20 protein-coding genes, 1 tRNA gene and 1 pseudogene are annotated in these 23820 nt (G+C 67.7%); 18 read left to right on the top strand and 4 right to left on the bottom strand.

The window, feature by feature from the left end:
* Nucleotides 1–28 precede the first annotated feature (28 nt).
* Entirely contained in the window at nucleotides 29–1960 is a 1932-nt protein-coding gene (locus NFW05_RS05475; protein ID WP_295303341.1) for a methyl-accepting chemotaxis protein, read from the bottom strand.
* Between the two features lie 253 nt (nucleotides 1961–2213).
* Between NFW05_RS05475 and NFW05_RS05470 the strand changes: the two genes are divergently transcribed.
* Both NFW05_RS05470 and NFW05_RS05465 read left to right on the top strand, forming a co-directional pair.
* Nucleotides 2214–3824, top strand: coding sequence for a 4-hydroxyphenylacetate 3-hydroxylase N-terminal domain-containing protein (locus NFW05_RS05470; protein ID WP_295303339.1), 1611 nt, complete (start codon nucleotides 2214–2216; stop codon nucleotides 3822–3824).
* Between the two features lie 182 nt (nucleotides 3825–4006).
* Nucleotides 4007–4894, top strand: coding sequence for a transporter (locus NFW05_RS05465; protein WP_295303337.1), 888 nt, complete (start codon nucleotides 4007–4009; stop codon nucleotides 4892–4894).
* Here NFW05_RS05465 and NFW05_RS05460 read toward each other — a convergent pair.
* A complete protein-coding gene (locus NFW05_RS05460; RefSeq protein ID WP_295303335.1) occupies nucleotides 4891–5574 on the bottom strand; it encodes an acyl carrier protein phosphodiesterase in 684 nt (227 codons plus the stop codon). The two genes, NFW05_RS05465 and NFW05_RS05460, sit on opposite strands and share 4 nt — an antisense overlap.
* The gene (locus NFW05_RS05455; RefSeq protein ID WP_295303333.1) at nucleotides 5547–5978 is read right to left on the bottom strand and encodes a DUF3301 domain-containing protein; all 432 of its coding nucleotides are present in this window, start codon (nucleotides 5976–5978) and stop codon (nucleotides 5547–5549) included. The genes NFW05_RS05460 and NFW05_RS05455 overlap by 28 nt, the downstream gene beginning before the upstream one ends.
* Before the next feature lie 219 nt (nucleotides 5979–6197).
* On the opposite strand from NFW05_RS05455, the gene NFW05_RS05450 reads away from it, so the two are divergent.
* The 8 genes from NFW05_RS05450 to NFW05_RS05415 all read left to right on the top strand — a co-directional run bounded on the left by NFW05_RS05450 (nucleotide 6198) and on the right by NFW05_RS05415 (nucleotide 13505).
* Nucleotides 6198–6905 (top strand): ABC transporter ATP-binding protein, encoded by a 708-nt coding sequence (locus NFW05_RS05450; protein WP_295303331.1) that lies wholly within the window; start codon nucleotides 6198–6200, stop codon nucleotides 6903–6905.
* Nucleotides 6899–8119: an ABC transporter permease gene (locus NFW05_RS05445; protein ID WP_295303330.1), complete on the top strand. Its 1221-nt coding sequence runs from the start codon at nucleotides 6899–6901 to the stop codon at nucleotides 8117–8119. Before NFW05_RS05450 ends, NFW05_RS05445 begins: the two co-directional genes overlap by 7 nt.
* A 41-nt stretch (nucleotides 8120–8160) precedes the next feature.
* Nucleotides 8161–8682, top strand: a complete 522-nt coding sequence (locus NFW05_RS05440) for a gamma carbonic anhydrase family protein (protein ID WP_295303329.1) — start codon at nucleotides 8161–8163, stop codon at nucleotides 8680–8682.
* 186 nt (nucleotides 8683–8868) lie between these two features.
* Complete coding sequence (locus tag NFW05_RS05435) at nucleotides 8869–9603, top strand: hypothetical protein (RefSeq protein ID WP_295303327.1); 735 nt, start codon at nucleotides 8869–8871, stop codon at nucleotides 9601–9603.
* A 77-nt stretch (nucleotides 9604–9680) separates the two neighbouring features.
* Nucleotides 9681–10979, top strand: a complete 1299-nt coding sequence (locus NFW05_RS05430; protein WP_295303325.1) for an anaerobic sulfatase maturase — start codon at nucleotides 9681–9683, stop codon at nucleotides 10977–10979.
* A 73-nt stretch (nucleotides 10980–11052) separates the two neighbouring features.
* Nucleotides 11053–12750, top strand: coding sequence for an arylsulfatase (locus tag NFW05_RS05425; RefSeq protein ID WP_295303323.1), 1698 nt, complete (start codon nucleotides 11053–11055; stop codon nucleotides 12748–12750).
* A gap of 211 nt (nucleotides 12751–12961) precedes the next feature.
* The gene (locus tag NFW05_RS05420) at nucleotides 12962–13183 is read left to right on the top strand and encodes a DUF433 domain-containing protein (protein WP_295303321.1); all 222 of its coding nucleotides are present in this window, start codon (nucleotides 12962–12964) and stop codon (nucleotides 13181–13183) included.
* The gene (locus tag NFW05_RS05415; RefSeq protein ID WP_295303319.1) at nucleotides 13170–13505 is read left to right on the top strand and encodes a hypothetical protein; all 336 of its coding nucleotides are present in this window, start codon (nucleotides 13170–13172) and stop codon (nucleotides 13503–13505) included. The genes NFW05_RS05420 and NFW05_RS05415 overlap by 14 nt, the downstream gene beginning before the upstream one ends.
* Nucleotides 13506–13777: 272 nt before the next feature.
* On the opposite strand, the gene NFW05_RS05410 is transcribed toward NFW05_RS05415, so the two are convergent.
* Entirely contained in the window at nucleotides 13778–16609 is a 2832-nt protein-coding gene (locus NFW05_RS05410; protein WP_295303317.1) for an AMP-binding protein, read from the bottom strand.
* A 209-nt stretch (nucleotides 16610–16818) separates the two neighbouring features.
* Here NFW05_RS05410 and NFW05_RS05405 point away from each other — a divergent pair.
* The 8 genes and pseudogenes from NFW05_RS05405 (at nucleotide 16819) to NFW05_RS05370 (ending at nucleotide 23818) form a co-directional block, all read left to right on the top strand.
* Nucleotides 16819–16895 (top strand) — tRNA-Gln (locus NFW05_RS05405).
* Nucleotides 16896–16982: 87 nt separating this feature from the next.
* Nucleotides 16983–17933, top strand: a complete 951-nt coding sequence (locus tag NFW05_RS05400; protein WP_295303315.1) for a ribose-phosphate pyrophosphokinase — start codon at nucleotides 16983–16985, stop codon at nucleotides 17931–17933.
* A gap of 85 nt (nucleotides 17934–18018) precedes the next feature.
* A complete protein-coding gene (locus NFW05_RS05395) occupies nucleotides 18019–18630 on the top strand; it encodes a 50S ribosomal protein L25/general stress protein Ctc (protein WP_295303313.1) in 612 nt (203 codons plus the stop codon).
* Between the two features lie 76 nt (nucleotides 18631–18706).
* A complete protein-coding gene (pth, locus tag NFW05_RS05390) occupies nucleotides 18707–19282 on the top strand; it encodes an aminoacyl-tRNA hydrolase (RefSeq protein ID WP_295303311.1) in 576 nt (191 codons plus the stop codon).
* 10 nt (nucleotides 19283–19292) lie between these two features.
* On the top strand, nucleotides 19293–20384 hold the full coding sequence (ychF, locus tag NFW05_RS05385) for a redox-regulated ATPase YchF (RefSeq protein WP_295303309.1): 1092 nt from the start codon (nucleotides 19293–19295) through the stop codon (nucleotides 20382–20384).
* A gap of 227 nt (nucleotides 20385–20611) precedes the next feature.
* Nucleotides 20612–20932: pseudogene (locus NFW05_RS05380) on the top strand (integrase); the annotation flags it as partial.
* Nucleotides 20933–21214: 282 nt separating this feature from the next.
* Nucleotides 21215–22033, top strand: a complete 819-nt coding sequence (locus NFW05_RS05375; protein WP_295303307.1) for a DUF4143 domain-containing protein — start codon at nucleotides 21215–21217, stop codon at nucleotides 22031–22033.
* Nucleotides 22034–22195: 162 nt separating this feature from the next.
* Nucleotides 22196–23818: a class I SAM-dependent DNA methyltransferase gene (locus NFW05_RS05370; protein WP_295303305.1), complete on the top strand. Its 1623-nt coding sequence runs from the start codon at nucleotides 22196–22198 to the stop codon at nucleotides 23816–23818.
* Nucleotides 23819–23820 lie beyond the last annotated feature (2 nt).

Here is a 23820-nt window from a genome sequence, read left to right as displayed (position 1 = left end):
CGGGCCAGCGCCGGCCCGTGCAGCCGCGTCAGATTCTGAAGCGGCGCACGGCTTCCTGCAGCCGGCCGGCGACGGCCTCGACCTGGGTGGCCGCTTCCCTGACCCGGAGGAGCGCGTCTCCGTTGCGTTCGGTCGCTCCGGCGACACCCTTGACCGCGATGGCGATCTGCTCGCTCGCCGCGGCCTGTTCGCGGAGCAGATCGGAGATGCCCGCGATCGCCTGCGCGACCCTCTCGGTCCCGGCCTCGATCTGGCGGATCGAAGCGCTCGCCCGGTGGGCCAGCTCGACGCCCTGACCGACCTGCTCGACCTCGCCGTGCATCGATTCGAGCGCCGCGTGGGTGCTCTGCTGAACCAGCGCGATGATCCCGCTGATCTCCTGCGTCGACTTTCCGGTACGCTCGGCAAGCTTGCGCACTTCGTCGGCGACGACCGCAAAGCCGCGCCCGGCCTCGCCCGCACGCGCCGCCTCGATCGCCGCGTTGAGGGCCAGCAGATTCGTCTGGTCGGCGATTTCCCTGATCACCGCGGTGACCGCTGAAATGCGGTCCGACTGGCGCACGAGCTCGTCGATCATCGCTGCCGAGCGCTGCACCGTGTCGGCGATTCGCGAGACCTCGGTCACCGACCCGTCGATCACCTGCCCGCCCTGCCTCGACAGCTCGCCCGACTCGAGCGCCGCCGTCCGGGCGGCGACCGCGCTCGCGCTGAGCCGGCCAATCCGGCTGGTGACCTCGGCCAGCGTCGCAGCGATCGAGCGCGCCGAATCCGACTCTCCGCTCAGCGCGCGCGAGGCGTCGCCGACCAGACTGGCCAGCGTCGACGCATCCTGATCGAGATTCGACGCACTGCGCTGGATCGCGCCGACCATGTCGCGCAGCGCCGACTGCATTTCCCGAACCGCGGCGAGCAGCGTGTCCGGATGCTGCGTATCGCTGCGCACCTCGACGGCGAGGTTGCCGGCGGCGATTTCGCGGGCCACGCGGACCGCGTAGGCGGGATCCCCGCCGAGTTGGGCGACCGCGTGATGGACGACGCCGACGATGAGCGCTCCGCCGAACACGAGGATCACCGTGATGAACAGCAGGTTGCGCAGAATCGCCGCCCGTACGGCGCCGCGTTCGGCCGCGATGTCGCGCGCGAAAACGAGTACTCCGGCAAGCTCGCCGGCGCCGTCGCGAAACGGGAAGCCCATCAGCGCGTGGCTTTGGCCGACATGCAGGACCGCCTCCGCTGAATCGGCCGGGAGCGCGAACTCGCGAACGAGCTTGACGACGAGTTCGCGGTTGGTCGCCTCGAGCAGCGTCAGCCCGCCGACCTGCTCGCCCCGGATCTCGGTCCCCTTCTTGCGGATATAGCCGTCGGCGAGCAGGACCGCCACCTCGTCGCCGGTGATCGCCCTGGTCGCCGGCAGCAGGTGGTCGATCTCCTGGGCGAGTTCCCAGTAGCCGATCTTCCGCCCGTCGCGGACGACCGGACGAACCGCCCGCAACGAGAAGAAGTTCTTGCCCATATCCAGGCTCGCCGCGAGCTGATCCCGCTCGACGGCCATCCGGAAGCTGTTGCGGGCGTTCCGGTCGCCGTGCTGTTCGGGCTTGTGCACGCGCAGGAACGTCGTTCCGTCCGGCTCGAAGAAATAGAAGTGGGTGATCCCGAACTGTGCCTTGAGGTCGTCGAACAGCGGCTTCGCTCGCCTTTGCAGTTCGTCGCGGTTGCGCGCCTCGAAAGCGTCGAGCAGCGCGTCGATCCGCGTCGTCGCCGCCAGTGCCCGCCCGAGACCGTCGGCGTCGCTGGCCATCTGGGTCAGGAAGACGCGCTCGTCGCCGCGCATCCGGGCTTCGAGTGCTCCCTTCATCTGCCTGACCTGGGTCAGATAGATCAGCGCCGCAGCGGTGACCAGCATGGCCACGAAAGTGGCTGCCAGCGCGAGGATGATCTTCCCCTTGAACGAGACTTTCATCGCCCCCCCCCCCGTTTGATGTCCTCAGCCAGTGAAGCAACCCGGCGAAGACAGTCTACGGCTGAGCATCGGGCAAATGAAGGCCTGGCCGCGGATTTCGACCGACGCCCAAGCGCTGCGCCAGGCCCGGGCAGAGGCGCATCGGTCCGCCGATCGCCGCACAACCGGATCGCGTATACTCGGGCGAAGCCTTTGGCCGGCGAGCGGTGCTCGACCCACTCGCCAACTTTGGCCATCTCCATCAGGAGCAATCATGAATTCGACACCGCCCGCGGTCCCACCCACGTCCAGACTGATGAGCGGCGCGGATTACCGCGACTCGCTGCGCCGCTGCTCGCCGAGGGTTTATGTCGATGGCCAGTCGATCGCCTCGGTCGCCGACTCCCCGGCGCTGCAACCGGGAATCAACGCACTCGCGCTGACCTACGACTTCGCACTCGATCCAGCGAAGTCGAAGCTGATGACTGCCGTGCAAACGGCGACCGGCCGGACCGTCAACCGCATGCTGCACATCGACGAATCGGCCGGCGACCTGCTCGACAAGCTCGAAGCCGTTCGCCTGCTCTGCCAGGAAACGGGCTGCGCCCAGCGCTATCTGGCGCACGACGCGCTGAACGCGATCCACCAGGTCTGCGCGCGGATCGACGACGCGCGCGGCAACAGCGAGCACCGCGCGCGCTTTGCTGCCTATCTCGACGCGGTGCAGGCCGGCGATCTGGCGCTGGGCATCGCGATGACCGACGCCAGGGGCGACCGCTCGCGCCGTCCGCACGAACAGGACAACCCCGACGCCTACGTCCATGTTTCCGGCAGAAGAGCCGGCGGGATCGTCATTTCGGGCTGCAAGGCGATCGTCACCGGCGCGCCGTACATGCACGAGTTCCTGGTCATGCCGGGGCGCAACATGGGCGCCGCCGACGCCGATTTCGCAGTCTGCTGCGCAGTACCCGTCGACGCTCCCGGGGTGACGATCGTCGCGCGCCCCGCGGGGCGCCCCGGCGAGAAGCCCGAACACGGCGCGGCGCTGTTCTCGCGGCGCTACGGTCAGTCGACCGGTGTGGTCGTCTTCGACGAGGTTTTCGTGCCCTGGGAACGCGTCTTCTTTGCCGGCGAATGGGAACACTCGGCGTCTCTGACCTACGACTACGCAACCCACCATCGGCACAGCTGCATCGCCGCCCGGGCCGGTTTCGGCGACCTGCTGATCGGCGCCGGTGCGCTGATCTGCGAGGCCAACGGGCTCGATCCGCAGCGCAAGGCGAGCCTGCGCGACCCGATGGTCGAACTGATCAGCATCATCGAGGGATTCTACGCCTGCGGTGTCGCGGCCAGCGTCTATGCCACACGCGACGAGTACAGCGGCAGCTTCATGCCCGACCCGGTCTTCGCGAACATCGGCAAGCTGCTCCTCGCCACGCAGATCTACGACATGCACCGGCTCGCGCACGAGGTCTCGGGCGGGCTGATCGTCGCGCTTCCGGGGCCTGACGAGGACCACAATCCGGAAACTGCAGCGACGCTGGCCGAACTCCTGCGCGCAAACCCCGACGTGCCCTACGACAAGCGAATCGAGGTCGCGCGCTTCATCGAGGACCTCACCGCGTCGTACCAGGGCGGCTGGTACTCAGTGATCAGCCTGCACGGCGGCGGGTCGCCGGCGGCGATGAAGCAGGAGATCTGGCGCAATTACCCGGTCGGCAACAAGGTCGAACTCGTCGAAAGGCTGCTCGAGCGCGGCGTCCTGCACGACGAGTCGCGACCGATCACTCGCAACCGACAACCGGGTCGCTGCTGCGACGCCGGCTGTTCGGCGCCGGGACAGGCGATCATGGTGCCGGTACCGGGCAAGGCCGGGCGTTCCTGATCGACCGGTCGGCGGCCGGCCAGCGCGCCCGGACCGCCAGCGTGGTTTCTTCGCCACAGCAGTTGCTCGAAGGCCAGTGCGATCGGCAACGGCGGCGCCCCGCTCGGGTACGATGGCGGATGACCTGAAGGTCGGACGACCGTCCGGTGGCCGATGCCCAGGGAACTCACGAGGGAGGATTCATGAAGGCGAAGTACAGGCTGCTGCCCCTGGCGCTGGCCGCGCTGCTCTCCGACTCGACGGTGCTGGCCCGCGAAGGCCCCGGGCAGTACCCGAACGGCTCGGAGAATTTCATGGCTGGGGCGCTGCCGCCACCCGGCAACTACTTCATCAACTATCTCGGCTACTACGAGGGCGACTACCGCGACAACGCCGGCAACAAGGTCCCCGGCCTCGAGGTCAACGCGACCTTCGACGCGCTGCGCTTCATCCACGTCTCCGGCTACAAGATTCTCGGCGGAGACTGGGCCGTGCATGCGATCGTTCCGCTGGCCTACCAGCGGATGAAGACGCCTTTCCCGGGAATCGGCAGCGGCAGCACCTTCGGCTTCGGCGACATCGTCATCGACCCGCTGATCATCGGCTGGCACTTCCCGCCCGACTGGCACCTGACCGTCGGCCTCGACATCTACCTGCCGACCGGCAAGTACAACGCCAACAATCCAACGGAGACTCTGGGCGCGAACTATTTCAGCTTCGAGCCGATCTTCGCCTTCACCTACCTGAACCAGAGCGGTTTCGAGGTCTCGGCGAAACTGATGTACAACATCAAGGCCGAGAACCGCGACACCAACTATCAGTCGGGCGACGATTTCCACATGGACTACCTCGTCGGGCAGCACTTCGGCCCGTGGGGCATCGGCCTCGCCGGCTACTACCTGACGCAGACCACCGACGACAAGCGGAACGGCCAGAACGTCGGCAACCGCACCCGCGTCTTCGCCTACGGCCCGGCGCTCCAGTACAACTACCAGGGAATGAGCTTCGTCGCCAGCTGGAACCACGAGACCGGAGTCGACAACGGCTTCCAGGGCAACAAGTTCTTCTTCAAGTTCGTCACCGGTTTCTAGGTGACTCGCGACGCAGCGGCCGGCCATGGACCGGCGCAGGCGACCCGGCCGCTGCCGCCCGGCGAAGTCTTTGGCGCTTGTCCGATGAAAGCCCCGGCGAACTCTTCGACGGCGGGGAAGAACTCGAGGAAGTCGCTGGCCAGGCCCTGGTACTCCCGGGCGAGTTCCTCTCCCGCCGCGGCGAGCGGATTGCCCGGCCGAGCGCGGTGTTCGGCGATCCGCTCGAGCGCGAGCGCGACCGCCTCGGGACGGCGGTAGCCGGTCAGCCAGTCTTCTTCGCGCATTCGCGGAAAGATCGTCGCCAGCCGCCCGGGCAGCGGTCGCCGCTCGAGCAGCGCATAGACCTCGGCGGCAAAGGCTTCGAGCGGTGTCGCGCAGTACCTCGACCAGAACACCGCGAGGAAGTGATCGTAGAAGAGGTCGACGATCACCCCGGCGTAGCGCCGGCGCGCGCCGCTGATCCGCTGCCGGCTGCGCCTGAACGCCGGATGGCCATCGGCAAAGCCGTCGATCTTCCGGTGCAGCACGACGCCGCGCAGCACGCCCTCGGCGAGTCCGGCCGGGGCCAACGGCCCCTTGACGAAGTCGCCGATGATCCCACCGAAGCGGCAGTCGTCGTCGGCCCCGGCGAGCAAAGCGTGCGCGAGGTAATTCACTGCTTCGGGCGCCTCGCCGGACACTCGCCCGCCTCGCCATCGCCTACCCGCGGCGCAGCACTTTCCGCGGGCAGGCCCGAGACGAGCGACAGCGTCGGGCGCGCCCGCGCCTCGGCCGCCAGATGCACGCTGAGCAACGCCTGGCCGAGCAACGTCACCTGCCCTGCCCGCCGGTTGTCGCCGGTATCGCTGTATTCGAAGGCATAGACGCGCTTCAGGCGCAACCGGCCATCGTCGTCGCGCGCCAGGCGCAGGGCGACGAGGGCCACGGTGTCGTCGAGGAGCAGCAGGTGCTCGGCCCGGCAGGCCGCCCGCGCCGCGTCCATTCCCGCCGCGCGCGCCTGGAAGCTGTCGTACCAGAAGCCCGCAGCGCCGAGCAGGACGCCGAGAGTGAGCAACTCCATCCAGGGCAACGCCGCATCTCCCATGAAACCGTTCCGCCCTTTCCCCTGTGCGACGCAGGCAGCCGGGCGTACGGCAAGTCCGCGAGGCTCGCTATACTAGCGAAAAATGTCCCCTGGCACCGTCCCCGCAGTCATCCTCGCCGCTGTCCGCTTTCCCGGACTGCGCGGCCGTCGCGCCACCCCGACTGCCCTCGCCGACCGCCGGCCGGCCGACACGCCGCGTCAGCGGACCGGAGAACGGCGATGAGCGAGCCGGTGATTCGCGTCGTCGCGCTTGGCAAGACCTACCCGACCGCCGTCGGCGACTTCCCGGCGCTGCGCGACGTCGACCTGACGATCGAAGCCGGCGAGTTCGTGGCCATCATGGGTCCCTCGGGTTCGGGCAAGTCGACGTTCATGAACCTGCTCGGCTGTCTCGACACGCCGAGCAGCGGCGACTACTTTCTCGTCGGACGCAACGTCGCTCATCTGTCCCGGGACGAACTCGCCCGCCTGCGCAACCGTACGCTCGGCTTCGTTTTCCAGGGCTTCAACCTGCTCCCGCGGATGAACCTCGAGGACAACGTTTCGCTGCCCCTGGTCTATGCGGGCATCGACCGTCGAGAGCGACGCCGGCGCGCGCGGAGCGAACTCGACCGCGTCGGCCTCGGCGAATACGCCGGCTCGCTGCCGAGCCGGATCTCCGGCGGCCAGCAGCAACGCGTGGCGATCGCCCGCGCGCTGATCCATTCGCCGTCGCTGATCCTCGCCGACGAACCGACCGGCAACCTCGACAGCCAGACGAGCGAGGAAATCATGGCCCTGTTCGGTGCGCTGAACCGCGACGGGATCACCCTCGTGCTGGTCACCCACGAATCGGACATCGCCGCGCACGCGGCACGGCAGGTGCGCTTCCGTGACGGGCGGATGGTCAGCGACCAGCCCACGCCGAAAGCCCCGGCGACATGCTGAGGGCGATGCTCGGCGAGGCCTGGCAGGCGATGGGCGCGAACCGCCTGCGCACGGCGCTGACCATGCTCGGCATGGTCATCGGCGTCGGCTCGGTGGTCCTGATGATGGCCATCGGTCAGGGCGCCCAGTACGCGGTCGCGCAGACGATCAGCACGATGGGCAGCAACCTGTACATCGTCATCTCGGGATCGACGAGCGCCGCCGGACTGCGCAGCGGGGGCGGCGGTGGCCCGACGCTGACCGTCGCCGACGCCGAGGCGATCGCCGAACTCGAGGGCGTGGTTAACGTCGCACCGGTGCATCAGGGCACCCAGCAGCTCGTCCATGGGGCGAACAACTGGAGCTCGACGGTCGTCGGAACCACGCCACCTTACCTCGACGCCCGCGCGTGGACGATCGTCGCCGGCTACCCGTTCGGCGATTCCGATGTGCGCTCGGCGACCCGGGTCGCGCTGATCGGCCGCACCGCCGCCGAGAACCTCTTCGGCACCGACGACCCGCTCGGCCAGACGATCCGCATCCGCCAGAGCCCGTTCGTGATCATCGGTGTGCTCGGGCCGAAGGGACAGAACCTCGACGGCCGCGATCAGGACGACACGGTGATCATCCCGCTGAGCACCGCGCAGCGCAAGGTATTCGGCACGCCCTTCGTCGGCTCGGTGCGCATGATCATGGTCCAGGCCACTTCCGCCGAGGCGATGCCGGCCGTCGAAAGGGACATGACCGCGCTGTTGCGCCAGCGCCACCGCCTGCGCGAAGGACAGGACAACGACTTCTTCATCCGCAATCTGGCCGCCGCGGCCGACTCGGCGGCCGAGACGACACGCGTGATGTCCGTGCTGCTCGGAGCGATCGCATCGGTGTCGCTGCTCGTCGGCGGAATCGGGATCATGAACATCATGCTCGTCTCGGTGACCGAGAGGACACGCGAGATCGGCATCCGCATGGCGATCGGCGCGCGCGAGCGCGACATCCTCGCGCAATTCCTGCTCGAGGCGCTGATGATCTCGATCGCCGGCAGCCTGCTCGGGCTCGCTCTCGGCGTCGGCGGAGCATTGCTGACCAACGCGCTGACCGACATGGCGATCGTCATTTCCGGCGGGTCGGTGCTCGTCGCCTTCGCCGTGGCCGCGGGGGTCGGCATCTTCTTCGGCTATTACCCGGCGCACCGCGCCGCAGCACTCGACCCGATCGAGGCGTTGCGCCACCAGTAGGGCTACAATCGGGCTTCCGACAGTCCCAAGAGGCTCCAGCGATGACCCTTTACGCCCTCGGCACCCGCCACCCGCAGATCGACCCGCAGAGCTGGGTCGCCGCCAACGCGATCGTCATCGGCGACGTGCGTCTCGAACGCCACGCGTCGATCTGGTGGGGAACCACCGTGCGCGGCGACAACGACCCGATCGTCATCGGCGAGGGCAGCAACATCCAGGATCACTGCGTCCTGCACACCGACGAGGGCGTGCCGCTGACCATCGGACGTGAGGTCACCGTCGGCCACCTGGTCATGCTCCACGGCTGCACGATCGGCGACGGTGCGCTGATCGGCATCGGCTCGGTCATACTCAACAAGGCGGTCATCGGCCGCGGCTGCCTGATCGGCGCGAACACGCTGATCCCCGAAGGCAAGCTGATCCCCGACCACTCGCTGGTCATGGGTTCGCCGGGCAAGATCATCCGCCAGCTCGGCGACGACGAAGTCGCCCGGCTGCGCTTGAGCGCCGAACACTACGTGCACAACTGGCAACGCTATCTGAACGACCTCAAGGCGATCTGACACGAGGCCTATTTCAAACGGCATCGTTTCGCGCGCAGTCCCGCGGACTCATGATTGCTCCGGGCGGATCCGCTGGACAGTCCTTCGCAGCGTGGCGTCATTATCTCGGGCATGATCGAATTCTATGGCGCTGACGAAAGAGGTTGGAGCGTGTGAGCGAAGCGAAGCCACGATCTGAACCGTCTGTTGGACGAGCCCGGGGAGCCGACCGAGCCTCCTGGAAAAAATGTGTTTGGCAAGGAGCCCGACTGGTCGTTTCACCGACGGCTCGCCGCCGCCGGACGCCGCGCGCGGCCTGCAGCCCTCGCCCTCACCGGGTCGCCGCGCCCTCCCCCGCTGCAATCGGCGGTCGAGGTCGTGCTCGCCGCAGAAATCGAGCATCGCCCGCCGTGTCGCGCAGACGCACCGCGGGGAAGCGAAGCCATCCACCGTCGGGCCGCCCGCGCCCTCTGGGCGCTGCTGCCCGCCCGGTTCGCTGAGGTCTTGTCGCTCGTCTACCGACGCCGCTGCGGCGAGATGCGAATCACAGCCTTGATCGCCGACGCCGGCGCCGCGCGCAAGAGCCTGACCGATCTGGGCGAACCGACCTCGCCGCCACGCCTCATTCCCGCCCGTTCGCCGCCGCTCCGGGAGATGCACGACGCCAAAGCGGACGAGAACGATCCGCAGGCTCATTCGCCGCCTGACTACGAATTCGATCGGCGCATCGCCCGGCAGGTGCCCGCAGCGCGCCAGCGCACAGGCGCCAGGCGCGCAGCCCGACGAGCTGCCCTGGCCCGTCGTGCGAGAACTCGTCCCTGCGACCGGGATTCAGAGCACTTTTCAGGGACTGCTGAAGCAGACCTCGATCCTGACTCCGCCTGGTGGGCACTGCTGCGCTCGCCAGGGTGCGCTTCGATTTCCCGCACTCTCTTGCGCTAGGTCAACTCGGCAGGCGACCCTGGCCCGCATCATCGGGCCCGTGAGCAGGCCACTGGGAGCCCCGTCCAACTACACCGATGCCGGACACTGCCATCGACAAGTACCACGCCCCCCAGTGGCTGGGCGACCGCGCGACGCGCCGTTTCCACGTCATGGCCAAGCCCGCCGGGTCGGCGTGCAACCTGGGGTGTTCGTACTGCTTCTACCTGAGCAAGGAGAATCTCGCGGGCGGACCAGGTCCCGGGCATATGGGTGACGATGTCCTCGAGGCGTTCATCTGCAACTACATCCGCAGCGTGACCGCCAACGAGATCGTCTTCTCATGGCAGGGTGGCGAGCCGACGCTGCTTGGCCTCGCTTTCTTCGAGAAGGTCGTCGCCCTGCAGCGCAAGTACGCGAAGCCCGGTCAACGGATCGACAACGACCTGCAGACCAACGGCACGCTGCTCGATGAGGACTGGGCGAAGTTCCTGAAGGGCAATCGGTTCCTGGTCGGGCTGTCTGTCGACGGCCCGAGGGATGTCCACGACGCGATGCGGCCGACGAAGCGCGGGCAGCCGTCCTTCGACGACGTAATGCGCGGCTGGGAGTGGCTCAAGCGGTCCGGCGTTCCGTTCAACACGCTGACCTGCGTCCACCGCTACAACGCGAAGCGCCCCCTCGATGTCTACCGCTTCCTGCGGCGCGAGCTCGACTCGACCTACCTGCAGTTCATTCCGATTGTCGAGCCGCGCGGTTTCGAGACGACGGCGCCGGGGCACGGCGATGCCTCGCGGGCCCCGCAAGTCGGAACACCGCGCGCGAAGCCCGACCACCCGCTGTCGATCGTCACCCCGTGGTCAGTCGACCCTGACGAATACGGCTATTTTCTCTGCAGGGTCTGGGACGAGTGGATGGCCCGCGACCTCGGCAAGGTGCTGGTCAACTTCTGCGAGACGCTGGTCGTGCAACGCATGGGACGGCCGTCGCAGATCTGCATCCATTCCGAAAATTGCGGCAAGGGCGTGGCCATCGAGCACGATGGGAGCGTCTACGCTTGTGACCACTACGTCTATCCCGAGTACCGACTCGGCAACATACGCGACCGGTCGCTGGGCGAGATGGTGTTCGATCCGGCGCAGGTTAAGTTCGGCTACGCCAAGTCCGAGACGCTCCCGCAGTACTGCCGGGCCTGTGCGTTCCTCAACGATTGCTGGGGCGAGTGCCCGAAGAACCGGATAGTGCGTACGCCCGATGGCGAGCCCGGCCTCAACTACTTGTGCCCGGGGCTGAAGAAGTTTTTCGCACACGCGGGGCCCGCGGCCGATAGGTTGGCTGCCGGCATCAAGGCCACTCCCGGCCGGCCTCTGGCCAGGATGGATTGGCACCAGGAATGAACGGCATCCCGCGCCGAGCCCGGGCGGAACCGAGAGTCGTGACGATTGGACAGGGCATTCACAGGAGCAATCGATGAAGACCACACACAAGCTGCTCTGGTCAGCGCTCTTCGCGGCGACCAGCGCAACGGCCGCCGCGCAGGCGAGCAAGCCGAACATCCTTTTCATCATGGGCGACGACATCGGCATCATGCAGCCGTCGGTCTATCACCGGGGACTGATGGTCGGCGAGACGCCGAACATCGACCGCATCGCGCAGGAAGGCGCGCTGTTCATGACCTATTACGCCGAGCAGAGCTGCACGGCGGGCCGGACCGCCTTCTTCACCGGGATGCATCCAATCCGTGCCGGCATGATCATGCCGCAGCTGCCAGGGGCGACCAGCTCGCTGCTGCCCGGGACGCCGTCGCTCGCACGGTTCCTCCGCGACCTCGGCTACAACACCGGGGAGTTCGGGAAGAATCACCTCGGCGACAAGACCGACTCGCTGCCGACGGCACACGGTTTCCAGGAGTTCTGGGGCTACCTGTATCACCTCGACGCGATGCAGGGCGTGAGCTTCCCGGACATCAACAAGTCGCCGCTCGAGCAAACCGTCGTTCCGCCGTGCAGGAACACGCCGATTCGCGGACTCTCGGACCCGCCGGGCGCTGTCGACCCGCGCACGACGCTGTGCATGACGCCTCCGCGCCCGATCATCGCCTGCACGTCCTCCGACGGCACCGCCAGGAACCAGACCTGCAAGGACGAAGGTCCGCTCACACTGGATCGGTCGAGGACCGTCGACGAGGAGATCTCGTCCAAGGTCATCGATTACCTCGACCGCAACGACCCGAAGAAGACGGGCAAGCCGTTCTTCGTCTGGTACAACCCGGCCCGCATGCACATCACCACGATGCTCTCGCCCAAGTACGAGGCGATGCTCGGCGAGAAGGGCGGCAAGGACTGGGGCATCAACGAGGCCGGGATGAAACAGCTCGATGACAACATCGGCTACGTGCTGAAGAAGCTCGAGGACATGGGCCAGCTCGACAACACGATCGTCGTGTTCACCACCGACAACGGCGCCGAGGCCATCACGTATCCGGATGGCGGGGTCACGCCGTTCCGCGGCGGCAAGCTGACGACCTGGGAAGGCGGGATGAGGGTACCATTGGTGGTTCGCTGGCCGGGCCACATCAAGCCCGGGACTGTGAAGACGGAGATGATGTCGGCGCTCGACTGGATGCCGACGCTGGTGGACATCGCCGGCGGTCCGAAAGGCGACGCGCTGAAGAAACAGATCGAGGCGGGCCATTATCCGGGCATCGTCAAGACCACGCTCGACGGCGTGAACCAGCGCGCCTACCTCGAGGGACAGGGACCGTCCGCACGCGACACGCTGTACTACTGGACCGGAACGCATCCGTCGGCGGTGCGCTACAAGAACTGGAAGTTCTACTACACGATGGCGCCTTCTTCGGCGACGGGCGGCCTGACCGGGGTCGTCAACTATCACTGGACGCAGGTCAACAACATCAGGCGCGACCCGTTCGAGCAGGCGGTGGCCGATGACCAGAAGACACTGCTGGGATACGGCGGTGCGCTGGCCGCGCCGAGCACCGCCTACATCTATGACTGGAACCTGCTGCCGATCGGCCAAATGCTGTGGCTGAAGGAGCTGGAAACGTTCAGGGCGTTCCCGCCGCTCCAGGCCCCGGCGAGCTACAACCTGGACCAGATCATGACCGCCATCAAGGAAGCCAGGACGACCAGCCACGCGGGCCATTGACCTCGAGCCAGCCCGATCGGCAGCAACAGCGGATCAGGTTCGTAAACCGTGCCAGATCGGCTGGCTGGTGAAGCACTGCCTTGCCACGACAAGATGACCTTGGCAAAGCGTCGATCGAGCGAAGGAGAGCACTCTGGCTACGCACCCACGATGCCAACGCTGCCCCGGAATCTGAGCGGATCGAACTCGGAGAGAGTGTTAGAATCCAGCGATGATTGATTGGTCACCCTGTCCAGCCGTAGAGTCCCATCCTGACCTGGTGAGCGGGGTCTGGGTCTTTCGGGGCACGCGTGTGCCGGTCGCGGCCCTCTTCGAAAATCTCGAGGCGGGTGCAACGCTGGCCGAGTTCATTGAATGGTTTCCGGGCGTCAGCCTTGACCAGGCGAAGCGCGTTATCGAGCACGCAGCGCGGAGCTCACTTGCGGCAGCGTAGATGCGTCTCCTGTTCGATCAGGGTACGCCCGTGCCACTCCGCCTTTGCCTTGCCCGATCACCTCGTAGTAACCGCCTTTGAGCAGGGCTGGTCAACGCTGCGCAACGGCGAACCGCTCTGGGCGGCGGACAGAGAAGAGTTCAATCTTCTGATCACCACGGATCGCCGGCTCCAGCATCAGCAGAACCTCAGCGCCAGAGCGATCGGAATGATCGTCCTGAGCACCACGAGCTGGTCGCGCATACGCGCCTGCGAGCACATGGTCGTCGCCGCTGTCGAGAGCGCCAGACGATCCAGGTTGATCGAGATCGAGATTCCGTGACACCGTCCGGGCAAGCCCAGATCCTGCGAGCAGGATGAACCGCCTTCCGGGCCGTCCGCCTGACGCGCCCGGTTCCCCGAGACCCATCTCGAGGCGCCGAAACGCGCTAGATCTCTTCCCTCGACCCGCGAACGGCTCTGATCGACGATCGTCCGGCCGCCGTCGCACACCCGCTCCGGCGTGGAAGCCGGCCGCCGCGGCGGTGACCCGCGGCCTGTCGGACGCGGCGCGTGCCCCGCGTTCGCCATCCGGCTCACCCTCCCCCGCTGCAGTCAGCGGTCGAGGTCGTGCTCGCCGCAGAGTTCGAGCATCGCCCGCCGCGTCGCGTCGCGCAGGCGCACCGCCGCCGCCCAGTCGTCACCGGACGGTGCGAGCAGCGGCCCGCAGGCGAAGTCCACCGAACCTCGCCGCGGTACCCACGTGCGATCGCGAAGCACGGCGCGCGTCCCGCGCAGCCCGCCGACCCACACCGGCACCGCGGCACGCACGGCGGCGACGAAGGCGCCCATGCGGAACGGCTTGAGGCCGGCTTCGCGCGAGAACGTCCCTTCGGGAAAGATCACCAGCCGCTGGCCATCGCGCAGTGCGTCGACCAGCGCGTCGACGTCCTCGACGCTCTTCGCGGCCTCGAAGCGCTCGACGAACAGCGTTCCGAGACCGCGCAGGAAGGCGTGGATCAGCCGCTGGCTGACGAACTCCCGCTTGGCCACGAAACGGTAGTCCGCGCCCGGCGGCACGAGCGCGAAGAGCACCAGCGAATCGAGATAACTGCAGTGGTTGACGAGCAGCAGGTGCGGCCCGGCCGGCGGCTCGATCGCCTGGTCGGCCCTGATCTCGATTCCGCAGAGCGCGAGGAAGACCCGCCCGGCGAAATGAACGACGCGCCGCCCGACGGCCGGCGCCTGCAGGCCGGTGACCAGCAGCGCGACGGGAATCGCCAGCACGACGAAGACCAGCCAGGCCCAGAGACCGTAGACCCGCCGCGCCACTCGCCGGCCGAGTTCGCCGGCGCGCGCACGCAGCGCCACCGCGGCCAGGCGCAGCATCTGCCGCCGCGGCGAAGGCCCCGGAACGCCGATCAGCCCGCGCTCGAAGGCTTCACGCGAAGCGGCGCGCCGGATTTTCCCGCTCGAAGTCTTGAGCACCGAGTTCGGCGGCGCGAGAACGACCTCGTCGGCCGGCAGGCCGGCGACCTCGACGGCCACCTCGTCGATCTGCCGGCGAAGCGCCTCGCGCCGCGCCGGGTCGTCCTCGCGCGTCTCGGCGAGGACGATCAGCCTCTCGGTGGCATTGGCCGGGTCGCTGCTCGCGAACACTGCGACGCATCCCCGGCGGATTCCGGCGAGGTTGCCGACGGCCTGCTCGAGTTCGTACGGATAGAGGTTGCGGCCGCCGCGGATGATCAGGTCCTTGACCCGGCCGGTGAGGAAGATCTCGCCATCGACGACGTACGCGAAATCGCCCGAATCGAGCCAGCCGTTGCGGAACAGCGCCTGCGTCGCCGTCGGGTTCCGGTAGTAGCCCGAAGTCGCCGACGGCCCGCGAAACTGCAATCGCCCGACGTGGCGGTCGGGCAGCTCGCTGCCCTGCTCATCGACGATGCGAATCTCGTGCCCGGGGATCACCCGGCCGCAGGCCGGCACTTCCATCGGCGCTGGGTCGGCCGCGCCCGCGGGCAGCGCCTGCCTGTCGGCGACCAGCGCCTGGCGGTCGATCCGGTCGATCCGCGGGCCGCGTCCAAGCGCTGGAAAGGCCAGACCGACCGAGCATTCGGCGAGGCCGTAGACCGGCGTGATCGCTTCGCGATGCAGCCCGTGGGGAGCGAAGCGGTCGGCGAAGGCGGCGACCGTCGCCGGGCTCACCGGTTCCGCACCGTTGAGCGCCAACCGCCACGAAGACAGGTCGAGCCCTTCGAGATCGGCGTCGGCGAGCTTGCGCGCGCAGAGGTCGTAGGCGAAATTCGGTGCCGCCGAAACGGTGCCGCGATGCTCGGCGATCGCGCGCAGCCAGCGCACCGGTCGCGAGAGAAAGGCCAGCGGCGACATCAGGACGAGCGGCATGCCGAAATAGAGCGAGCCGAACCAGGCGCCGATCAGGCCCATGTCGTGATAGAGCGGCAGCCACGAGACGAACACGTCGTTGCTCGACACGTCGACCGCTTCGCCCATCGCCCGCAGATTGGCGAGCAGGTTCGCGTGGCTGAGCACGACCCCCTTGGGATCGCCGGTGCTGCCCGAGGTGTACTGCAGGAACGCGATGTCGGCGGCGGTCGCGCGGTAGAGCAGGCCGATCGCCTGGCCGTCGAGTTCGTCGGGAGTCAGGATCTCGCTCAGCGCCGGCGCTTCGGCACGCAATAGCGCGGCGACGCCCTTGGCCTGCGGCACGGTGATCATGAACACGGCTTCGGCGTTGGCCAGGATTCGCGCATGCCTCTTGAGGTGATCCTCGATCTGCCCGAGCCTCGCCGGCGGATAGATCGGCACCGGAATGCCGCCGGCCAGCATCACGCCGAAGAACGACGAGAGGTAGTCACGCCCGGTCGGCAGCATCAGCGCCACCGCCTGCCGCGGTTGCAGGCCGCGCGTGACCAGTGCGCTGGCAACGCGTCTGGCCTCGGCGAGCAGTTCGCCGCAAGTCAGCGTCCGGGCGCGGAACTCGCCGTGCTCGTCTTCACCATAGAGGCGTACATGCACCCGATCGGGCGTCCGCCCGGCGTACCACTCGAGCACCTCGACGAGCGTCGTGGCGTGCACCGGCATACCGGCCGACCCGGCGCCGACGGCGAGGTCGGCCGGCCCGCTGACGAAGCTCTCGGCGCTGGCCCGGCCGATCAGGCGCAACAGGTCGTTGGGCGTCTCGGCGTCAGCGAGCGCGCTTTCGGGAAGCGATCGGCCAAACTCGTTGCCGATGCGCAGCAGCAGTTCGACTCGCGCCAGGCTGTCGAGCCCGAGGTCGCGTTCGAGATGACTCGCCAGGCTCACGCGCTCGGCTCGCCCGGGCCTCGTTTCGCGGACCATTTCCGAAACGACGCGCAGCAGACGTGCGGCCTCGTCCGGCAACCCCGCCGGCTCCGGCAGCCTGCTTTCCTGCACCGATTCGCGCATCGTCACCCCTTCCGAGACTTCGCCGGCAACCCGACCCCCCGCGCGCCTGGCCGCAGCGCGCGCAGTCTACCAGACAGCCGGCGCGAGCGGCAGCGCCGTGCCGCTGATTCATGGCCCTGGCCAGCAGCCGGCCGGACGCTTTTTTTCCGCGCGAAAGCCGTCTATAATGCCCGCCTCGCTGGTCTTCGGGCCAACGTGAGCTGTAGCGCTGGGGAGTCGCCAAGCTGGTCAAGGCACCGGATTTTGATTCCGGCATTCGAAGGTTCGAATCCTTCTTCCCCAGCCACCCGATTTCCGCGACGCGGGCAGGCCGCCTGACCTGCCCGTCTTGCTTTTACGGCGCCGGTGGTGCGGGCGCCCCGGGAAGCACTGCATGGCCTACGACAGCCTGATGGTATTCACCGGCAACGCCAACCCCGCGCTGGCTGCCGAAGTCGTCAAACGCCTGAACATCTCGCTCGGCCGCGCCCACGTCGGCCGATTCTCCGACGGCGAGATCAGCGTCGAGATCCAGGAGCACGTCCGCGGCATGGACGTGTTCATCCTCCAGTCGACCTGTGCTCCGGCCAACGAGAACCTGATGGAACTGCTGGTCATGGTCGATGCGCTGAAGCGGGCCTCGGCGGCGAGAATCACCGCGGCGATTCCGTATTTCGGGTATGCGCGCCAGGACCGACGGGTCCGCTCGGCGCGCGTGCCGATCGCCGCAAAACTGGTCGCCGACCTGTTGACGGCCGCCGGCGTCCACCGGATGCTGACCATGGATCTGCATACCGAGCAGATCCAGGGCTTCTTCAACATCCCGGTGGACAACATCTATTCGCTGCCGATCATGCTCGGCGACGTCTGGAAGAAAGACTTCGAAAACCTGATGGTCGTCTCGCCCGACGTCGGCGGCGTCGTCCGCGCGCGTGCGCTGGCCAAGCGCCTCGAATGCGACCTGGCGATCATCGACAAGCGCCGCCCGAAAGCCAACGTCGCCGAAGTGATGAACATCATCGGCGAAGTCGACGGGCGCACCTGCGTGATCATGGACGACATGGTCGACACCGCCGGCACGCTGTGCAAGGCGGCGACGGCGCTCAAGCAGCACGGCGCGAAGCAGGTCCTGTCGTATTGCGTGCACCCGGTGCTCTCGGGCAACGCGGTCGCACGGATCGACACCTCGGACCTCGACGAACTGGTGGTCACCGACACCATCCCCTTGCGCGAAGATGCACAGAATTCGCCGCGAATCCGCCAACTGTCGGTCGCCGAGGTGATGGCCGAAACGATTCGCCGGATCAGCAACGAGGATTCGGTCTCCTCGCTGTTCATCGAATGACCGAACGGCGTTTCGGACCTCTTTCCGGATTTCTTCAACTCCCCGCCTGGTCGCGGGCGGGATTCGTATCCACCGGGAGTCATACATGAAGTTTGAACTTGAAGCGCGCAAGCGCAGCGTCCAGGGGTCCGGAGCGAGCCGCCGCCTGCGTCGCGAAGACCGCGTGCCGGCGATCGTCTACGGAGGCCCCGCCGAGCCGCAGATGATCGACCTCGATCACAACGATCTGCTCATCAACCTGCGCAAGGAGGCCTTCCATTCTTCGATCCTGACGCTGGAGATCGACGGTCGCCCCGAGAGCGTCGTCTTGCGTGATTCGCAGATGCACCCGTGGAAGCCGCTGGTCCTGCACTGCGACTTCCAGCGCGTCGACACCGCACATGCGATCCACCAGAAGGTGCCGCTGCATTTCATCAACGAGGACGTCGCGCCCGGAGTCAAGCTCGCCGGCGGCAAGGTCTCGCACGCGCTCAACGAGGTCGACGTGACCTGTCTCCCGCAGGATCTGCCCGAATACATCGAGGTCGACCTCGGCGGCCTGAGCGCCGGCCACGCGATCCACGTCTCCGAACTCGCCTACCCCGCCGGCGTCAAGCCGGTCCTGCACGGCGACGACGATCCGGTCGTCGCCTCGATCCCGGCCAGGAAGGGAGCCACCGAGGCCGAGGAAGGCGCGGGCGAAGCGTCAGCCAGCTGACCGCCGCGGAACATCCCGCAGGCCGCCGTGCGGCACCGCCCACGGCGGCCTTCGCTTTTCGGTGCCGATCGACGCCATGCCTGCGCCCCGCCTGATCGTCGGTCTGGGCAATCCCGGCCGCGACTACGAAGACCACCGGCACAACGTCGGCTACTGGTTTGTCGACCAGCTCGCCCAGCAGCTCCGCGTGACGCTGACCGCGCAAGGGAAGTTCTTCGGTCGCCTCGCGCGCGCCGGCGACCTCTGGCTGCTGCAGCCGACGACGTACATGAACCTCTCCGGCCAGGCGGTCGCTGCGCTCGCCCGCTTCTACCGGATCGGCCCCGACGAGACGCTGGTCGTCCACGACGACCTCGACCTGCCGCCGGGAGGCATCCGCCTCAAGCAGGGCGGCGGCAACGGCGGACACAACGGCCTCAGGGACATCCAGGCGCGCCTGGCGACGCCCGACTTCTGGCGCCTGCGCCTGGGCATCGGCCACCCGGGCGACCGCGAAGCGGTGATCCGCCACGTCCTGCAGGCGCCGCGGCGCGACGAGCGCGAACTGATCGAGCGCGCGCTCGACCGCTGCCTGCTCGCCTGGCCGGCGCTCGCCGCCGGGGACTACGCCGCCGCGCAGCGCCAGCTCCACGTCAAGATCGTCCCATCCTAGGAACCCGAGCATGAGCCTCAAGTGCGGTATCGTCGGCCTGCCCAACGTCGGCAAGTCCACCCTGTTCAACGCGCTGACCAGCGCCGGCATCTCGGCCGAGAACTATCCTTTCTGCACCATCGAGCCGAACGTAGGCATCGTCGAGGTTCCCGATCCAAGGCTCGCCCAGCTCGCCGAACTCGTCCGGCCGCAGCGCGTGCAGCCGGCAATCGTCGAGTTCGTCGACATCGCCGGCCTCGTCGCCGGAGCATCGAAGGGTGAAGGGCTCGGCAACCAGTTCCTGGCCAACATCCGCGAAACCGACGCGATCGTCAACGTCGTCCGCTGCTTCGACGACCCGAACGTCGTCCACGTCTCCGGCCGAGTCGATCCGCTCGCCGACGTCGAGACGATCCTCACCGAACTCGCACTCGCCGACCTGGTCACCGTCGAGCGCGCCCACGCCCGCGAGATCAAGAAGGCCCGCGCCGGCGACAAGGACGCGCAACGGATCGTCGCGCTGCTCGAGCGTGTGCAACCCCAGCTCGACGAGGGCAAGCCGGCACGGACGCTACCGATGAGCGCCGAAGAGCGTGCGCTGCTCAAACCGCTCTGCCTGCTGACCATCAAGCCGACGATGTACGTCGGCAACGTCCTCGAAGACGGTTTCACCGGCAATCCGTACCTCGACCGCCTCTGCGCCTGGGCGGCCGGCGAAGGATCGCCGGTCGTTCCGCTCTGCGCAAAGATCGAGGCCGAACTCGCCGACCTCGACGAAGACGACAAGCGCATCTTCCTCGCCGACCTCGGCTTCGCCGAGCCGGGGCTCAACCGCCTGATCCGCGCGGCCTACGAACTGCTCGGCCTGCACACCTACTTCACCGCCGGACCCAAGGAAGTCCGCGCGTGGACGATCCACGTCGGTGACACCGCGCCACAGGCCGCCGGAGTGATCCACAGCGACTTCGAGCGCGGCTTCATCCGCGCGCAGACGATCGCCTTCGCCGACTACGTGGCCTGCAAGGGCGAACACGGCGCGCGCGACGCCGGGAAGATGCGCTCGGAGGGCAAGGACTACGTCGTCCGCGACGGCGACGTGATGAACTTCCTGTTCAACGTCTGACGGCCGGGGTGGATTTCGGCGGTCTTTCCGGGACCTTGTCGGAATACTCACCGACGGCGGCGGCGGCCTGGGGCTGGAGGTCAGGCCCAACGGCGTGAAGGCCTGGCGCTACCGCCTTCGAGTCGGTGACCCGCGAGTGGCTGGCCTTGAAGGACTGGCCGCAGATCACCAAGGCGCGCCGGCTCAACATGCTGCAGCGGGTGGTGTTCGGCAGGATCGGCCGCTGCGAGCACCTGTTCGCCGGACGTGATGACCGCGGCAAGCCGATGGCCATCGCCTCGTTCCGGCAGGCGCTTGTGCTCGGCTGGAGCGGCCAGTACAGCCCGCACGCCACCCGCACCACCGGCAGCACCCGGCTCAACGAGATGGGCTACCGGCCCGACTGGATCGAGCGCCGGCTCGCGCACGTGGAGCCCAACGCGGTGCGGCGCACCGACAACCATGCCGAGCACCTGGCCGACCGCGCAGTGATGATGCAGCGCCGGGCGGATCTGCCGGATGAGTGGGAGACGGCGGCTCGGAAAGCCGGGGAGACCACCGCCGCCTGATGGGTGGCTCGCGCTTCGCTCCATATAGGTAGGCACACTGCACGACAGGTGGCAGCGGTTCGCCACGACGCCACGCAAGGCTTGCCAATCCTTGCCGTGAATGAATGTCATCCATACGGTGAAGACCGTTCCCCGCCTGGTCGATGACGCGCTCGCCGCGCGCCTGCGCGTCATGCCGGCCGTCGTCCTCACCGGTGCACGCCAGACCGGCAAGAGCACCCTGGTCGAGAAGCTGTTGCCGGGCGAACGCCGACCGCTCGCTCGACGGCTTCGACGTGCGCGATGCGGCGCGAGCAGCTCGGGCTCGGACGCGCGGGGCGCTGGGACGAGCTGCTGGCCACGCCCGACGATCAGTGGCGTGATCTGCTCGCGGCCGGCGACGACCCCGAGGAAGACTGGCAGGCGCTCGCGCTGCGCGGGGGATTTCCCACGCCGGCGCTGGAACTCGCGACGCCGGCCGAACGCGCCATCTGGTTCGACGGCTACGTGCGCACCTATCTCGAGCGCGACCTGCAGAACCTCGCCTCGATCAGCGCGCTGCCCGACTTCCGCCGCCTGATGCAGGCTGCGTGCCTGCGCGTGGGGCAGTTGCTCAACCAGACCGAGCTCGGCCGCGACGTCGGCCTGCCGCAGCCCACGCTGCACCGCTGGCTCAACCTGCTGGAAACCTCGTATCTGCTCGTGCGCCTGCCGGCCTACGCGGTGAGCTGCAACAAGCGGCTCATCAGGCCGCCCAGGATCTTCTGGGGCGACACCGGTGTGGCGCTGCACCTTGGCGCATCAGCGCCCGCGGGCGCCCACCTCGAGAACCTGGTGTTGCACGACCTGCTCGCCTGGCGCGATGCGCGGGTAGACCGCGTGGAACTCGCCTACTGGCGCACCACGATCGGCGAGGAAGTGGACTTCGTCATCGAGGCCGGCGGCAAGCTGATGCCGATCGAAGTGAAAGCGACTACGAAGCCGCGGCTGGCCGACTGCGCGCACCTGCGCACCTCCCGGCAGGAGTACGCGCGCAGGGCTCCTGCCGCACACGGGTCGCGCGGTCGAGTGGCTCACGCCCGACGTGCTCGCGGTGCCGTGGTGGAGCGTGCTGTGAGATGAAGCGCATCCGCAACACGGGGGGGCGACCGCGTCGCCGATCTGCTGCAGGCCTGGCAAAGCGAAAGCTCGGCGCGGCCTTGCGCAAGCTGCCGACACTGTCCGATCGCGTACCGACCCCGCGCGCGAACGTATCCGCGCGCGGATGAGAACCGAGGGAATGTGATGCCAAGAACAGCAGGCAGGAAGACCGGAGACAAGACCAGCGGCGCCACGGTGGGCTACGAAGCCCAGCTCTGGCAGATGGCCGACGCCCTGCGCGGCAGCATGGATGCCGCCGAATACAAGCATGTCTGCCTGGGCCTGCTGTTCCTGAAGTACATCTCGGATGCCTTCGAAGAGAAGCATGCCGCCCTGCTGACCGAACAGGCCCAGGGCGCCGACCCGGAAGATCCCGACGAGTACCGGGCCGAAAGCATCTTCTGGGTGCCGCCCGAGGCCCGGTGGCCGCATCTGAAGGCGCAGGCACGCCAGAGCAGCATCGGCCAGCTGGTCGACGACGCGATGGTCGGCATCGAGCGCGACAACCCGGCGTTGAAGGGCGTGCTGCCGAAGGACTACGCCCGCCCCGCGCTCGACAAGCAACGCCTCGGTCAGCTGATCGACATGATCAGCAACATCAAGGTGGGCGACGAGGCCAGCCGCGCCAAGGACGTCCTCGGTCGGGTCTACGAATACTTCCTCTCGCAGTTCGCCAGCGCCGAGGGCAAGAAGGGCGGCGAGTTCTACACCCCGCGTTGCGTGGTCAAGCTGCTGGTGGAAATGCTCGAACCCTACCGCGGCCGCGTGTACGACCCGTGCTGCGGCTCGTCGGGCATGTTCGTGCCGTCGGTGGAGTTCATCCGCGCGCATGCGACCGGGAATGGAAATGCCGGCATCGGCGGCAAGGCGAAAGCGGACATCTCCATCTACGGGCAGGAATCCAACTACACCACCTGGCGGCTGGCGCGCATGAACCTCGCCATCCGCGGCATCGACGGCGGCCAGATCGCGCAGGGCGACACCTTCCACAACGACCGCCACCCGGACCTCAAGGCCGACTTCATCCTCGCCAACCCGCCCTTCAACATCTCCGACTGGGGCGGCGAGCGCCTGCGCGAGGACAAGCGCTGGCGCTATGGCGTGCCGCCCGCCGGCAACGCCAACTTCGCCTGGGTGCAGCACATCGTGCACCACCTCGCGCCCGCGGGCGTGGCGGGCTTCGTGCTGGCCAACGGCTCGATGTCGTCCAACCAGTCGGGCGAGGGCGAGATCCGCAAGCAGCTCGTCGAGGGCGATCTGGTGGACTGCATGGTGGCGCTGCCGGGCCAGCTTTTCTACTCGACGCAGATCCCCGTCTGCCTGTGGTTCCTGGCGCGCGACCGCTCAGGCCGTCATTCCCGCGAAAGCGGGAATCCAGTCCAGACCCGGGACCGCCGAGGCCGGGTGCTGTTCATCGATGCCCGCAAGCTCGGTCGCATGGCCGATCGCACGCACCGCGAACTGACCGACGAGGACATCGCGCGCATCGCGAACACCTATCACGCCTGGCGCGGCGAGAAGGAGGCGGGGGAGTACTCGGACGTTCCCGGTTTCTGCAGGAGCGCCGCGCTGGACGAGGTGCGCAAGCACGGCCACGTGCTCACACCCGGACGCTATGTCGGCGCCGAAGCGCAGGAGGACGACGGCGAGCCGTTCGAGGAGAAGATGCGGCGGCTGACTGCGACGCTGCTCGAGCAGCAGGTCGAGCCGGCGAAGCTGGATGCCGCGATTGCCGCCAACCTGAGGGAGCTTGGGTATGGCGGGTAGTC

This window comes from Accumulibacter sp. (assembly GCF_023806625.1).
Classification (GTDB): Bacteria; Pseudomonadota; Gammaproteobacteria; order Burkholderiales; family Rhodocyclaceae; genus Accumulibacter.
The sequence above is the reverse complement of the archived record's forward strand: the minus strand, read 5'-3'. Positions and strand labels throughout refer to the sequence as shown.

Bases quoted from the DNA above. Each gene is read 5' to 3' on its own strand.
- NFW05_RS05475 (WP_295303341.1), bottom strand. From the start codon at position 1,960: ATGAAAGTCTCGTTCAAGGGGAAGATCATCCTCGCGCTGGCAGCCACT.
- NFW05_RS05470 (WP_295303339.1), top strand. From the start codon at position 2,214: ATGAATTCGACACCGCCCGCGGTCCCACCCACGTCCAGACTGATGAGC.
- NFW05_RS05465 (WP_295303337.1), top strand. From the start codon at position 4,007: ATGAAGGCGAAGTACAGGCTGCTGCCCCTGGCGCTGGCCGCGCTGCTC.
- NFW05_RS05455 (WP_295303333.1), bottom strand. From the start codon at position 5,978: ATGGGAGATGCGGCGTTGCCCTGGATGGAGTTGCTCACTCTCGGCGTC.
- NFW05_RS05450 (WP_295303331.1), top strand. From the start codon at position 6,198: ATGAGCGAGCCGGTGATTCGCGTCGTCGCGCTTGGCAAGACCTACCCG.
- NFW05_RS05445 (WP_295303330.1), top strand. From the start codon at position 6,899: ATGCTGAGGGCGATGCTCGGCGAGGCCTGGCAGGCGATGGGCGCGAAC.
- NFW05_RS05440 (WP_295303329.1), top strand. From the start codon at position 8,161: ATGACCCTTTACGCCCTCGGCACCCGCCACCCGCAGATCGACCCGCAG.
- NFW05_RS05430 (WP_295303325.1), top strand. From the start codon at position 9,681: ATGCCGGACACTGCCATCGACAAGTACCACGCCCCCCAGTGGCTGGGC.
- NFW05_RS05425 (WP_295303323.1), top strand. From the start codon at position 11,053: ATGAAGACCACACACAAGCTGCTCTGGTCAGCGCTCTTCGCGGCGACC.
- NFW05_RS05420 (WP_295303321.1), top strand. From the start codon at position 12,962: ATGATTGATTGGTCACCCTGTCCAGCCGTAGAGTCCCATCCTGACCTG.
- NFW05_RS05410 (WP_295303317.1), bottom strand. From the start codon at position 16,609: ATGCGCGAATCGGTGCAGGAAAGCAGGCTGCCGGAGCCGGCGGGGTTG.
- NFW05_RS05400 (WP_295303315.1), top strand. From the start codon at position 16,983: ATGGCCTACGACAGCCTGATGGTATTCACCGGCAACGCCAACCCCGCG.
- NFW05_RS05395 (WP_295303313.1), top strand. From the start codon at position 18,019: ATGAAGTTTGAACTTGAAGCGCGCAAGCGCAGCGTCCAGGGGTCCGGA.
- pth (WP_295303311.1), top strand. From the start codon at position 18,707: ATGCCTGCGCCCCGCCTGATCGTCGGTCTGGGCAATCCCGGCCGCGAC.
- ychF (WP_295303309.1), top strand. From the start codon at position 19,293: ATGAGCCTCAAGTGCGGTATCGTCGGCCTGCCCAACGTCGGCAAGTCC.
- NFW05_RS05375 (WP_295303307.1), top strand. From the start codon at position 21,215: ATGCGGCGCGAGCAGCTCGGGCTCGGACGCGCGGGGCGCTGGGACGAG.
- NFW05_RS05370 (WP_295303305.1), top strand. From the start codon at position 22,196: ATGCCAAGAACAGCAGGCAGGAAGACCGGAGACAAGACCAGCGGCGCC.